Genomic DNA, 12,958 nt, shown 5'->3' on the forward strand with positions numbered 1-12,958 from the left:
ACTTCGGCATGGTTCCCCTCGAGGACTTCGAGGACGACTACATCGACGAGCCCGTCGAGTACATCGCCTCGCGCCCCAGCCCGCTCACCCTCTACTGGTACGGCCCGGACAACGCCGACTTCGAGTGGGTGCAGTCCCACACGCGCAGCGGCTCGGTCAACGCGAACGACTTCGCCCCCAACATGATGGTCAGCGCGCTGCCGTTCGGCGGCGTCGGCAACTCGGGTTACGGCGCGTACCACGGCGAGTTCGGCTTCAACACGTTCACCCACGCCCGCGCGGTGGCCGTGGCGAACCTGCCGATGAGCATGGCGGCCCTCACCACCCCGCCGTTCACAAGGTCGAACACGCTGGTCAACAAGCTCCAGCTCGCCCAGGTGCGCCGCCGCACCAAGAAGGTGCGTCCGCTGCACTGACCCACCCCGACGGGGGATAGCGTGCGCGTACGCCGACCCCCGCGAGGAGACAGATGAACGACCGTCCGGGCAGCGCCGGATCCCGTTGGGGCCTGGCGCAGGTCTGCGCGGCCGGGGTCCTGTGGGGCACCGGCGGCCTGGTCGTCACGGTGCTGAACGAGCGCGACGGACTCGGCGCGATGACGGTCAGCGCCTGGCGAATGCTGCTGGCGGCGGTGGCGCTGCTCGCGTTCGCCGCGATGACGAGGCACCTGGCGCCGGCGCTGGCCCTGTTCCGCGCACACCCCCTGCGTACGGTGCTGGTCGGCTGTGGGACGGCCGCGTACCAGGGCCTCTACTTCGTCTCCGTGCTGTGGGTCGGCGTCAGCATCGCGACCGTGGTCTCGCTCGGCCTGGCCCCGGTGCTGGCCGCCGCGTGGGAGCACACCCGGGCCGGTACGCGCCCCTCGCGGCGCCAGCTCGGCGTGCTCGGCGCGGCACTCGTCGGGCTCGTCATGATCAGCGTCTCCGCCGGCCACGGCACCAGCGCCCCGGTCGACCGACCCGTCGCCGGGCTGGTGCTGGCCGTGGTCGCGGGAGCGGTGTACGCCGCCACCACCGTGCTCGGGCACACCCTCGCCCAGGAGGGACCGCCGATCGCCCTGACCACCGTCGCCACGACCGTCGGCGCGGTGGCGCTGGCGCCGTTCCTGGCGCTGGCGGCCGTACGTTCCGAGCCGGTCGGCACCACCGACCCCGCGTCGCTGCTGCTGCTGGCGTACCTCGGCCTGGCGACGATGGCCCTGGCCTACGGGCTGCTGTACGCCGGCCTGCGGACCACCTCGGGCTCCGCCGCGACCGTGGCGACCCTGGTCGAGCCACTCTCGGCGGCCGCGCTCGCCGCACTCCTCCTCGGGGAGCGTCTCCCCGCGGCGGGCCTCCTCGGCGCCGTCCTGATCCTCGCCGCCGTCGTCGCCCTCGAGCCCGAGGACCCGCCCCACGCCACGGGCTGAGCCGTCCCCACCGGGTCTACCGTGGCTCCATGGACGACGCACGCCCCTGGGAGCCCCCGCTGGCCGGCGACGAGGTCGCGCACCTCGTCGGCATGCTCGAACGCCTGCGCTGCACGTTCCGGTGGAAGGCGGACGGACTCGACGCGGCCGGCCTGTCGGCGCGCGTGGGCGCCTCGTCACTCACCCTGGGAGGGCTGCTCAAGCACCTCGCCTCCGTCGAGGCGATGCACTTCACGTGGCGCGCCTTCCACGAAGACCCGGGTGAGCCGTGGCGCTCGGCCGACTGGGCGTGCGACCCGGCATGGACGTTCAGGACCGCCGCCGACGACTCCCCCGCCGAGCTCTACGCGCTGTACGACTCCTCCGTCGCGACCGCCCGCGGGCGTCTGGCCGCCGCGCTCGCTGACGGCGGGCTCGACCAGCTGACCCTGGACGGCGACGAGCACGGCAACAGGGCCAGCCTGCGACGCCTCGTCTGCGACCTGGTCGAGGAGTACGGCCGGCACACCGGCCACGCCGACCTGCTCCGCGAGAGTGTCGACGGCCTCGTCGGGGAGGACCCGCCGTCCGGCTGGCAACCCGCCAGCGGGCGCTAGGCGGGCACCGCGAACGCCACCACCATCACCATCGGCAGCGAGACCACCGACGCGACCGTGGTGGCCAGCGTCAGCGTCTTCAGCGCGCCCGAGGTGGAGAGCCCCAGCAGCGACTTGAACATCCAGAAGAAGTTGCTGTTGACCTGCAGGGCGAACAGGGCGCCCGACGCGATCGCCAGACCGACGCCTATGGGCGCCACCCCCACCTGGGAGACCACGGGGGCGATGATCCCGGCGGCGGTGATGGCGGCCACCGAGACCGACCCGATCGCCAGGTGCAGGATCGCCGCGATCACCCAGGCGAGCAGGACGGTGACCACGATCGGCGCACCGGCATCGGCGGAGAACAGGTCGCCGAGGGTCTTGTCGAGGCCGGTCGCCTTGATCACCGCGCCCAGCGACCCGCCCACGCCGGTGATGAGCAGGATCTCGCCGCTGGTGTGGAAGCCGTCGGTCATCGCGTCGCCGGTCTCCTCGCCGCCGAGCGTCCACCGGGCCAGCGCGTACGCCCCGAGGAGGCCGATGAACAGCGCCACGTTGGCGTCGCCGAGGAAGTCGATCAGTGGGGTGGTGAACTCGAACAGCTCCGCGAACGCTCCGAACGCGATCAGCGCCAGCGGCACCAAGATCGGCAGCAGCAGGACGCCCAGCCCGAGGTCGTGACGGCGGGTGGGTCCGCCGGTCCCCACCACGGACGCGGCGGTCGGCGCGTTCTCGTCGGGGCCGGAACCCAGCACGGCGGCGTCCCTGGCCCCGGCTCCCCGGACACCTGGCGCCGCCGCGTCCGCGGCCTCCATCTCGGCGAGCGCCTCGTCGACCTCGGTGTCGGTCTCGTCCTTCCAGAAGCCGGTCCGCAGCACCAGCCCGAGGATCATCGTGGTGAGCACGGCCGTCACCGGCCCGATCACCAGGCCGTACAGCAGCCACGTGCCCAGCCGGATCTCCAGCAGTCCGGCGATCGAGATCGCGGCCAGTCCGGGGATCACGAAGACGTACCCGCAGAAGATGCCCGCGCCGACCGCCGAGGCCATCCGCGGCAGACCGCGGCGTCCCACGTGCGGCGCGGAGGAGCGTGCGACCGGGGAGGCGAGGACCACCTGCACGTCGACGTAGATCGACGGCATCAGCGTCGACAGGAGCGTCGTCATCGCGTACGGCAGCCGGCGCCCGCCGACGCGGGAGACGAGCAGGTGGACGAGCTTCTCGAAGGCCCCGGTGCGGTGCAGCAGCGACCCGATGAGGACGCCGAACCCGATCAGCAGGCCGACCTCGACCATGATCTCGCCGAACCCGCCCGTGATCGCGGTGACGGTGCCTGCGAAGCCGACGTCGGAGGCGAGGCCGAGGTAGAGCGAGGCGACCACGAGTGAGATCACCGGGTCGACCTTGAACCGGATGATCAGGGCGACGACCAGGACGATCGCGACAACGGTGTGCAGGACGACCATGGTGACCCTTCGCAGCGGCGGGCGGCGGGAGGGGCCGGGGCCCCGAGGTTCCCGACGCTACTCGCCGCCGGGGCCGGCGGTCACCGGGACGCGCGGCCGACGCACCAGCCACGCGAGCAACCCCAGCGCCGCGGCCTGCAGCAGGCCGACCACGAGAACGAGCAACCCCACCCGGTCCGCCTGCACCAGCGCGCCGGCCAGCACGCCGCCCGCGAGAGCGCCGATCCCCTGGACGGCGGCGAAGACCCCGTACGCGGTGGCGCGCCGGGACGAGGCGACCAGGTCGGCGACGTACGCCTTGACCGTGGAGTCCTGGATCCCGGTCGCCACGCCCCACACCACGACACCGGCGAGAACGGGCCACAGGACGTCGCCGAAGACGAGGGCGGGGACGGCGGCCACGAGCACCGGCACGGCCAGCAGGACCCGCGGCCCCCAGCGGTCGAACAGCGACCCCGTCACCAGCGCCGCCACGGCCTCGACGGCCATCGCGAGCGCGTACACGAGCGGGACCGCCGCCGCGGCGAGGAGCCCGACGTCGACGAAGTGGAACGAGATGACACCGAACGTCATGAGCCCGGCGGTGGTGAGCGCCGCGGAGAGCGAGAAGAGGTGGAACGTACGCGGCAGGTCGGCACCCAGGGCTGCCGCGCGGAGCTCGGCCAGGGCGCTGCGGCGGGGCGCGTCCGTCTCCTCCTGCTGGACCGGTTCGACGTCGACCGGCGCCCGACGACGCAGCCGCGCCAGGAGCAGCATCGACAGCGCGCCGGGGATCGCCAGGACGGCGAAGCCGGGCCACAGCAGCCCGGTCGCGGCGGCGATCCCGGCCAGGAGCAGCGGCCCGGAGAACGCGCCCACCTGGTCGAGGGCCTTGTGCACCCCGAACCCCTTGCCGCGTCCGGTGCCGGCCGCCATCCGGGCCAGCAGGGCCGACTTGGCGGGGCTGCGGATCGCCTTGCCGGTCCGTTCGAGCAGGATCAGCACGGTCGCGACCGCCAACCCCGCTGCGCCCAGGAACGGTGCGACGGCGAGCAGCGGTACGCACACGGCCGTCATCCCGTACCCGACGACGGTGAGGCGCCAGTGGTTGCGGCTGCGGTCGGCCCACGCGCCGCTGACCAGCCGCAGCACCAGGGCGACCGCCTCGCCGGCGCCGGTGACGATGCCGACGGTGAGGGCGGAGGCGCCCAAGCTGCCGAGGAACGGGCCGGCCATCGCGCGCATGCCCTCGTACACCATGTCGGCGGCCAGGCTGACGAACCCGAAGGCGAGCACGGCCCGCCAGGGTGACCAGGTGCCGGGCGCCGCGGCGGAGTCGTCGGGGCGTGGCGACGGGGCGTCGAGGGTCACGCCCGATCGTTGCACGCGCGGCGGTCGGCGGGCACTTCTGACGACCGCCGACCACGATTGACACGTGTCAAGCAGCGCCCTACTGTGACGCGCGTCACGCACTCTCGGGCCCGCCCATCCGCCGAGGAGACCCCCTTGTCCGACACCGTCCGCGCGCTCCTCCTCGACAACGCCGAGCGGGACACCCCCGGCCTCAAGCACGGCGACACGGTCTGGTCGTGGCGCGAGTACGTCGCGGAGTCCGCGGCCCGCGCCCACGTGCTGCGGGACCTGATGGGCGAGCTCTCCGGCACCGACGACCGCCCGCGGCACGTCGGCGCACTCCTTCCGAACGGCCCCGAGATGGCGATGGTGATCGCGGCCGGCGCGATCGGCGGGCACGTGACGGCCGGGATCAACGCGACCCGGCGCGGGGAGTCGCTGGCCTCCGACGTACGCCGGGCCCACTGCCGCGTCCTGGTCACCGACGACGAGCACCTGCCACTGCTCGACGGCCTCGACCTGGGTGGCGCCCGGGTGGTGAGCACCGACTCGACCGAGTGGAAGGAGCTCGTCGCTGCGGCGCCGCGCACCACCGAGGGGTTCGGTGAGATCGCGACGATGGACACCTTCATGCTGATCTTCACCTCGGGCACCTCCGGCGACCCGAAGGCGGTCCAGGTCGCCCACTTCATGGTCGTGATGTCCGGGGTGGCGCTCGCCGACAAGTACGGCTTCGGCCCCGAGGACACCGTCTACGCGGCGATGCCGATGTTCCACTCCAACGCGATCCTCGGCGGCTACGCCGTCGCGCTGAAGGCGGGCGCCGCGCTCGCGGTCGCCCAGTTCAGCGCGAGCGCGTTCCTCGACGACATCCGCCGGTTCGGGGCCACCTACCTCAACTACGTCGGCAAGCCGCTGGCGTACGTGCTGGCCACGCCCGAGCGGCCCGACGACGCCGACAACCCGCTGCGGGTGGCGTTCGGCAACGAGGCCTCCGAGCGCGACATCCACGAGTTCGCGCGCCGCTTCGGCTGCACCGTCTGGGACGCGTACGGCTCGACGGAGACCGCCGTCATCATCACCCGCAACGAGGAGACGCCGCCCGGCTCCATCGGTGTCGGCTTCCCCGGCGTCGCCGTGTACGACCGCACCAGCCGCACCGAGTGCCCGCCGGCCGAGTTCGACGCCACCGGCCGCGTGACCAACCTCGACCAGGCCGTCGGCGAGCTCGTCAACACCGACGGCGCCGGCTTCTTCGCCGGCTACTACAACGACGAGCAGGCCACCTCCGAGCGGCTCGACGGCGGCATGTACTGGTCCGGCGACCTGGCGTACAAGGACGCCGACGGCTTCATCTACCTCGCCGGACGCACCAGCGACTGGCTGCGCGTGGACGGCGAGAACCTCGCCGCCGGTCCGATCGAGCAGGTCCTGATGCGCAACGAGGCGATCAGCCAGGTCGCCGTGTACGGGATCCCCGACCCCTCGGTCGGCGACCAGCTGATGTGCGCGGTCGTGCTGCGCGACGGCGCGACCCTGACCCCTGACGAGTTCGCGGAGTTCCTGGCCGCGCAGGCCGACCTGTCGCCCAAGGCATGGCCGCGGTACGTACGCGTCGCCGACTCCCTGCCGAGCACCGCCACCAACAAGGTGCTCAAGCGCGAGCTGCGCGCCCAGGGCACCGACCTCGGGGAGTCCGGCGACGTGTTGTGGACGCGGGGCGAGCGGGACCGGGTGTACGTGGCGGGCTGAGCGTCCCCGGCTGGGTGGGACTGCCTGAGTGGGACTGCCTCGGACGGAGGCCGGGCCCTCTCCTGGTGACCCCAATTTGGGTCAATCACCCCAATTTGGGGTCACTGGGCGACCCCACGTACTCCTCCAACCCACCCTGCCCGGGTTGGGGTCACTCGGAGAGGTTCGGAGGCAGCAGAAACCTCTCCCATCGACCCCAACGCGGGCCGACCCTCTCCGGCTGACCCCAAAGTGGGTCAGGTGACCCGATTTGGGGTCACTGGGCGAGGGGTCACTGGGCGTGGGGTCACCGGGCGAGGGGCACAGGGGAGCGCGGCCTCAGTCCTCGTACGGGATCCGCCCCACCAGCGCCGCCGGGTCGGCCAGCGGCGCGTCGGCCGTCTCCTCGATGAGCGCCTGCGCGGCGGGGACGCTGTCCCACACGTTCCACAGCAGGACCCCGCGCACCCGACCACCGTCGAGGTAGTACGCCACTCCCTGGGCGTGGTCGTCGGTGAAGTCCTCGACCACGTCGAGGTCGGAGCGGAGCTCGCCGATCGCCTCGTACCCGTCGTCGAACAGGTCGGACCAGAAGAACGGCGTGTGCGTGTACGCCTCGTCGCCGCCCGCCATCACCCTCCCGGCGGCGGCACCCATCGACTCGGCCGCGTCGACGTGCTCGACACGGCGCTGGCCGAGCCGGGTGTCCGGGTACGACGCGACGTCACCGGCGGCGTACACGTCGGCGGCGCTGGTGCGCAGGTGGTCGTCGACGACCACGCCGCCGTCCTCGTCGGAGACGACGATCCCGGCGGCGGAGGCCAGGTCCGTGCGCGGGGTGACGCCGATCCCGACGACCGCGGCGTCGGCGGTGAACTCGCGGCCGTCCTCCAGCCGTACGAGGACCCGGTCGTGCTCCACGCTGCCCCCCGACAGCCGGCCGTGCACCACCCGGACCCCGTGCGCGGTGAACGTGTCGGTGACCCGGCGCGCCACCGAGCGCGGGAACATCCCGGCCTGCACCAGCTCGGAGGAGATCACCAGGATGACCTCGACGTCGTTCTGGGCCAGGGCCGAGGCCATCTCGGCACCGATGTAGCCGCCGCCGACGATGACGACCTGCGACCCGGGGACCGCGACCTCGCGCAGCGCCCGGTAGTCGGCGACGGTGCGGTAGTGGATGACGCGCGGCCCCGGTCGCAGCCCGCTGGTGCGGGGCGCGGCACCGGTGGCGAGCAGCAGCGAGCCGTACGTCAGCACCGACCCGTCGTCGAGCGCCACCTGGTGCGCATCGGGGTCGATGCGTTCGACCGTCACGCCCGACCGGAACTCAGCCCCCTCGAGGCCCAGCACCGAGGCGCCGGCGTCCGCACCGTCGTCGAGCCACAGCTTCTTCGACAGGTCCGGCCGGTACACGGGGGCGTCGGCCTCGGCGCCCACGACCAGCACGCTCGCCTCGGGGGCGCGCTCGTGGATGCTCGACACGGCGCTGGCTGAGGCAACGCCTCCGCCCACGATGACGTGGTCGTACTGCCCCGGGATGATCGCCATGCTTCGAGGCTAGGCACCTCGGATGGATCTGGCCACCGTCGCCGGGGCTCAGCTCACCAGGAGAGCTCGATCTCGAGCTCGTTCTCCTCGCCGACCTCGATCTCCACCGACAGCTCGACCTCGTCGGGGACGTCGACGGTGACGCGGTGGCCGTTCTTGATGAACTCCACGGAGTTGTGGCGGGCCAGCGAGTCGGCGAGCGCGTGGAGGCGGGCGGCCGCCTCCTCACGGCTCAGGCGCTGCTTGGTCTCGGTCTCGAACAGCTCGGACACGGTTGCTCCTCGGGGAAAGGTCATCGGATGCCGGACGGCACCCACCCAGACCGTATCGGGGCCGTGGGATCGTGGGGCGCATGACTGACGCGACCTGACCCCGCCGCCCGGTCCGCAGCCCTGGTGCACCACGCGAAGAAGCATCCCGTGGCCGCCGAGGCGTACAAGATCTTCTCGATCGTCGTGGGCGCGGTCATCTTCGCGATCGGCCTCGAGGGCTTCCTGATCCCCAACAACTTCCTCGACGGCGGCGTCGTCGGTGTCTCGATCAACATGGGTCGTTTCGTCGACGTACCGATGGGTGTCTTCATCGGTGCGCTCAACGTGCCGTTCATCGCGCTGGCCTGGTTCATGATCGGCAGGCGCAGCGCCGTACGCTCCGGCATCGGGATCGCCACCCTGTCGGTGGCCACCATCGTCCTGCACCACATGCACCCGATCACCCAGCAGTCGTGGCTCGCCCTGATCTGCGGCGGCGCGATGATCGCGGTCGGCATCGGTGTGGCGCTGCGGCACGGTGGTGCCCTCGACGGCACCGAGGTGCTCGCGACGATCCTGGCCAGCCGCACCCGGTTCACCGTCGGCCAGCTGCTGCTCTACATCAACCTGGCGATCTTCACCGTCGCCGGCTTCGTGATCTCGTGGGAGTCGGCGCTGCTGTCCGCCGTCCTCTTCTACGTCGTCGTCAAGGACCTCGTCGACCAGATCGCCCACGGTGAGTCCGGCGCCCGCCAGGTCCGGGTCAGCACCGAGCGGTACGAGGAGGTCGCCCGCCTCATCTCCGGCCACACCAACCGACCGGTCCTCGTCGCCAAGCAGCAGCGCTTCTACGCCGACACCGGCCTGGCCGAGGAGGTGTGGGTCCTGACCTTCGCCACCACCCGGCTCGAGGAGGCGTCCCTGGTGGAGGAGATCGAGGAGATCGACCCGGAGGCCAACATCACCTTCTCCGACATCGCCAACCACCACGGCCCGATGTACGAGTCGATGACCAACGCGCACTGAGAACCCTCGACGCCCTCCGGGACGAGGGGTCCGCGGCTATCGTGGGCGGGCGACCTGCACGCCGTACGCCCGGGAGTTCCGCCGTGAACCGACGCACCGACCTGAGGTTCGACGCCCCGACGATCGAACCGCCCGACCACCTGGTCCACCAGCTGGCCGAGCTCGCGCGCGCCAGCACGCCGACCGTGGCCGTGCCGGCCCGCAGCCGGATCGCCGTCGCGGCGGCAGTCGGCACGGGGACCGCGCTGCTCTCCGTCGGTGGCGCCTGGGCGACGGGCGCGATCGAGGTGGACGGGCTCCCCTCCCCGTTGGCGCCCAACCACGCGCCCCCCACGCCCGGCGAACCGGCCGGCTCACCCAGCGACGCTCCCGGTGGATCGACGGGCAGCGACGGCGCGGACGTGGCGCCGGGGGCAGAGGACGACTCCCCGACCACCGACGGCACCCGCGGTGGCAGCGACGACAAGGCGTCGGACGACAAGGGTTCGGGCGACGGCAGCACCTCCCCGGACGACACCCCCGGGAGCGACGACACCGACCCCGCCACGGGCAAGGGCAACGGGAAGGGCAAGGGCGCGGACCCGGACACGCACCCGGGTCAGGGCGACGAGAGATCCCCCGACAAGGCCCCCAAGGAGAAGAAGGACAAGAAGGACGAGGCCAAGGGCGGCGCGTCCAAGCCCGACAAGGACGTCACGGCTGCCGGGCAGGGTGGCGGCCGGGCGACCGCTTCGGGTGCGTCGACGTCCGCCGGGGTCGGGGACCGTGACTGACGACGCCGTCGTCGCCGCGGCCAAACGCGGTGACCCGGAGGCGTGGCGGACCCTGTACCGGGAGCACGCCGGCCGGCTCGTGGTCTGGCTGCGCACCCGCCCCACCGGCGACACGGCCTGCGCGGCCGAGGACGTCGCCAGCGAGGCGTGGACCGTCGCTGCCCAGAAGATCGCCGACTTCGAAGGGTCCAGCTCGGAGTTCGGCGGGTGGCTGTTCGGCATCGCCCGCCGCATCGCCGCCACGACGCGACGCACCTCCGAGCGCCGCCGCACCCAGCCCGAGGACGTCGGGTCGTACGACCTCGAGGCCACCGACAGCACGCTCGAGGTCGACGGTCAGGACTGGGTGCGAACCGCTCTGGCCAGCCTTCCGCCTCGCGAGCGTGCAGCGGTGGGGCTCGTCGACGGGCTGGGGCTCGACGCCCGTACGGCCGCCGAGGTGCTCGGCACGACAGCCGTGGCCGTACGCGTCGCCCGCCACCGGGGGCTGCGGCGTCTGGCGCGCGAGGTGGGGGCCGCGGCGCCCGACGGACCGGTCGTGCTCGGGCGCACCGCTCCGGGGATGTAGCCCGTCCGAGGTCTCGACAAGCTCGACCACCGGGCGACCGGATCGGCCAGCGGGCGACCAGTTCGACCAGCGGCGGTCCGGAACGCACCGAGCCGCCGCACCAGTGGCGCGGCGGCTCGGATCCGCCCTTCCCTGCGTGGGAAGTCAGGGGTGGAGCCCCGCCGGGGGGACGTGCTCAGGACTCCGGGTCAGGCTCAGGGAGCAGGCGTGGGGGGCGTCTGCTCGGCCTCGCACTCGGCGAGACGCTCGAGCGCCTTCGCCAGGCGCTGCTGCTGGGCCTTCTTGGCCTTCTTGGCCTCGTCACGCTTGGACTTGGCGACGGCCAGCTGCTTCTTGGCCTTCGCGCGCTCGTTGGCGTTGTCGGCCTTGTCGACCTTCACCTTCGCCTTGGCGACGCGCTCCTTCTGACGCTCGAAGACGGCAGTGACACGCGCCAGGGCGTCCTCGGCCTTGTCGACCTGCGCCGACTCCTGGGCGCAGGGCGCCGGCGGCGGCGGGGTGTCCTCGGCGTGGGCCGTGGCGACGGTCAGCGACCCCAGGGTGAGCGCCAGACCGGCGACGGCGGCGGAGAGGCGTACGGGCTTCAGCATGGTGGTGCTCCTCAGGTACTCGGTCGTCGGACCCCGCCAGCCCCCGAGAGGGGCGTACGCGGCCCGTCCCCGCGAAGGGGCGGACACCAGTTACCTGTCACGAGACGCCCCGAGCGTTACACCGGGCGAAAGGAATTTCCGCCGGTCACACCTGACGCCTGCCGCCCGTCACTGGTGTGATGGCCACGGACAGGAGTGAGTGACATGGACCCCCACGCAGACGCGACCACGACGGCGGAGGCCTTCGAGGCCGAGCGCCCCCGGCTGGTACGACTCGCCGCCCGGATGCTCGCCGACGACGCCGAGGCGGAGGACGTGGTGCAGCAGGCCTGGCTGCGGCTGGCCGGCACGGACACGGCCATCGACAACCTGCCCGGCTGGCTCACCACCGTCACCAGCCGCCTGTGCCTGGACCGGTTGCGCGCGAAGGTCCCGGTGCCGCGGGAGGAGGTCGAGCTCTCCGAGCACGCCCCAGACCCCGCCGACGAGGCCGCGCTGGCGGACACCGTCGGCGTCGCGCTGCAGGTGGTGCTGGACCGGCTCACCCCGGGCGAGCGGGTCGCGTTCGTCCTGCACGACACGTTCGGGTTCGAGTTCGCCACCATCGCCTCGATCCTCGGCACCACGCCGGTCGCCGCCCGCAAGCTGGCCTCCCGGGCCCGCTCCAAGGTCGTGCCCCCGGCGCCGGAGGACGAGCTGGCCGACTGGGAGGTGGTCGACGCGTTCCTGACGGCCTCCCGCGGCGGTGACCTGGGGCGGCTGCTGAGCCTGCTCGCGCCCGACGTGGTCGTGTCCGCAGACGAGGCGGCGCTGACGATGGGCACGCCGGGGCGGATCGAGGGCCGCGAGGACGTGGCCGCCTTCTTCAACGGCGCGGCGGCCGCGGCGTTCCCGGTCTTCGTGGGGACCCGCCCCGGTGCGGCGTGGATCAACCGCGGCGAGGCGCGGGTCGCGTTCGACTTCACCGTCGCCGGCGGCGAGGTCACCGCGATCACCTTCCGCGCGGCGCCCGAGCTGTTGGCGGCCGTACGCCGCCGCGAGGGCGCCGACGAGCGCGCCGCGCGCGACCGGGACTGACTCGCGGGGCCGGGCGGGCCGGGGTGCGGCCCGCCCGGGCGTACCCGTCAGTCCTCGGGGAGGGCGGCGAACGCCTCCTTGGTGGCGTTGTACCAACCCAGCGACTGCTTGGGCCGCATCCAGCGGCCCTTCATCTCCTTGCGCGCCGGGACGTGCGCCTCGTCGCCGGCCTTCACGACCGCCTTGAGGTGCTGGTCCTGGGCGTTGATCACGTCGTCGGCGGTCTCGCCGTGGTGGGCGAGGTCGCAGGGGCCGCCGAGGTCGCGGCACGTCATCGTCTTCATGGTGGTTCCTTCCCGTGGGTGGACCCATTGTCGGCGCACCGTTGCTCGGTGCGCTCGGGTGCGGGTCCTGTCGTGGTGACGTACGGGCGGCGGTGGATGTGACCGAACCTCACTCGGCGGCGGCGATCTCCTTGCGCAGGTTGGCCACGACTCCGTTGATCAGCGCGACGTGCTCGGCACGGCTGAGGCTCTGCGGGCCGTCGGTCCCAGGACCCAGTCCGGAGACGCTGATCATGTAGCCGTCGACCATCGCGTTGTAGAACGTCTCCCCGAGAAACTTCCCCTCCGCGGCCCAGTCGGCCTTGGTGTCGAGCAGGGTGTCG

15 protein-coding genes are annotated in these 12,958 nt (G+C 72.6%); 8 read left to right on the forward strand and 7 right to left on the reverse strand.

Annotation, left to right across the window (positions count from 1 at the left end; all coding sequences use genetic code 11):
- The 3 genes from ACI379_RS06785 to ACI379_RS06795 all read left to right on the forward strand — a co-directional run.
- Positions 1–416 (forward strand): aldehyde dehydrogenase family protein (locus tag ACI379_RS06785; protein WP_439791319.1); only part of this gene is annotated, 416 nt, incomplete at its 5' end.
- A 53-nt stretch (positions 417–469) separates the two neighbouring features.
- Positions 470–1,408, forward strand: a complete 939-nt coding sequence (locus ACI379_RS06790) for a DMT family transporter (protein ID WP_439791320.1) — start codon at positions 470–472, stop codon at positions 1,406–1,408.
- A 29-nt stretch (positions 1,409–1,437) separates the two neighbouring features.
- Positions 1,438–2,004, forward strand: a complete 567-nt coding sequence (locus ACI379_RS06795) for a mycothiol transferase (protein ID WP_439791321.1) — start codon at positions 1,438–1,440, stop codon at positions 2,002–2,004.
- On the opposite strand, the gene ACI379_RS06800 is transcribed toward ACI379_RS06795, so the two are convergent.
- Together ACI379_RS06800 and ACI379_RS06805 are read right to left on the reverse strand one after the other, a co-directional pair.
- Positions 2,001–3,452 carry a GntP family permease gene (locus ACI379_RS06800; RefSeq protein ID WP_439791322.1) on the reverse strand — a complete coding sequence of 484 codons (1,452 nt, stop codon included), beginning with the start codon at positions 3,450–3,452 and terminating at the stop codon, positions 2,001–2,003. The two genes, ACI379_RS06795 and ACI379_RS06800, sit on opposite strands and share 4 nt — an antisense overlap.
- Before the next feature lie 57 nt (positions 3,453–3,509).
- Positions 3,510–4,802, reverse strand: a complete 1,293-nt coding sequence (locus tag ACI379_RS06805) for an MFS transporter (protein ID WP_439791323.1) — start codon at positions 4,800–4,802, stop codon at positions 3,510–3,512.
- Between the two features lie 135 nt (positions 4,803–4,937).
- On the opposite strand from ACI379_RS06805, the gene fadD1 reads away from it, so the two are divergent.
- The gene (gene fadD1 / locus ACI379_RS06810) at positions 4,938–6,536 is read left to right on the forward strand and encodes a fatty-acid--CoA ligase FadD1 (RefSeq protein ID WP_439791324.1); all 1,599 of its coding nucleotides are present in this window, start codon (positions 4,938–4,940) and stop codon (positions 6,534–6,536) included.
- Between the two features lie 318 nt (positions 6,537–6,854).
- Here the strand turns inward: fadD1 and ACI379_RS06815 are convergent, their stop codons facing one another.
- A complete protein-coding gene (locus ACI379_RS06815) occupies positions 6,855–8,066 on the reverse strand; it encodes an NAD(P)/FAD-dependent oxidoreductase (protein WP_439791325.1) in 1,212 nt (403 codons plus the stop codon).
- A gap of 53 nt (positions 8,067–8,119) precedes the next feature.
- Positions 8,120–8,338, reverse strand: coding sequence for an amphi-Trp domain-containing protein (locus ACI379_RS06820; protein WP_439791326.1), 219 nt, complete (start codon positions 8,336–8,338; stop codon positions 8,120–8,122).
- Positions 8,339–8,485: 147 nt separating this feature from the next.
- Here ACI379_RS06820 and ACI379_RS06825 point away from each other — a divergent pair, with 147 nt between their 5' ends.
- The 3 genes from ACI379_RS06825 (at position 8,486) to ACI379_RS06835 (ending at position 10,684) form a co-directional block, all read left to right on the forward strand.
- On the forward strand, positions 8,486–9,343 hold the full coding sequence (locus tag ACI379_RS06825; protein ID WP_439791327.1) for a YitT family protein: 858 nt from the start codon (positions 8,486–8,488) through the stop codon (positions 9,341–9,343).
- A gap of 83 nt (positions 9,344–9,426) precedes the next feature.
- Positions 9,427–10,116, forward strand: coding sequence for a hypothetical protein (locus tag ACI379_RS06830; protein WP_439791328.1), 690 nt, complete (start codon positions 9,427–9,429; stop codon positions 10,114–10,116).
- Positions 10,109–10,684, forward strand: coding sequence for an RNA polymerase sigma factor (locus ACI379_RS06835; RefSeq protein WP_439791329.1), 576 nt, complete (start codon positions 10,109–10,111; stop codon positions 10,682–10,684). The genes ACI379_RS06830 and ACI379_RS06835 overlap by 8 nt, the downstream gene beginning before the upstream one ends.
- 194 nt (positions 10,685–10,878) lie before the next feature.
- On the opposite strand, the gene ACI379_RS06840 is transcribed toward ACI379_RS06835, so the two are convergent.
- The gene (locus ACI379_RS06840) at positions 10,879–11,274 is read right to left on the reverse strand and encodes a hypothetical protein (protein ID WP_439791330.1); all 396 of its coding nucleotides are present in this window, start codon (positions 11,272–11,274) and stop codon (positions 10,879–10,881) included.
- A gap of 204 nt (positions 11,275–11,478) precedes the next feature.
- Between ACI379_RS06840 and ACI379_RS06845 the strand changes: the two genes are divergently transcribed.
- The gene (locus tag ACI379_RS06845; RefSeq protein ID WP_439791331.1) at positions 11,479–12,351 is read left to right on the forward strand and encodes a sigma-70 family RNA polymerase sigma factor; all 873 of its coding nucleotides are present in this window, start codon (positions 11,479–11,481) and stop codon (positions 12,349–12,351) included.
- A 47-nt stretch (positions 12,352–12,398) separates the two neighbouring features.
- Here the strand turns inward: ACI379_RS06845 and ACI379_RS06850 are convergent, their stop codons facing one another.
- Positions 12,399–12,635, reverse strand: a complete 237-nt coding sequence (locus ACI379_RS06850; protein ID WP_439791332.1) for a DUF1059 domain-containing protein — start codon at positions 12,633–12,635, stop codon at positions 12,399–12,401.
- Between the two features lie 109 nt (positions 12,636–12,744).
- Positions 12,745–12,958 (reverse strand): hypothetical protein (locus ACI379_RS06855; protein ID WP_439791333.1); only part of this gene is annotated, 214 nt, incomplete at its 5' end.

It is taken from the genome of Nocardioides sp. (assembly GCF_051876515.1).
In the GTDB taxonomy this organism is placed as follows: Bacteria; Actinomycetota; Actinomycetes; order Propionibacteriales; family Nocardioidaceae; genus Nocardioides.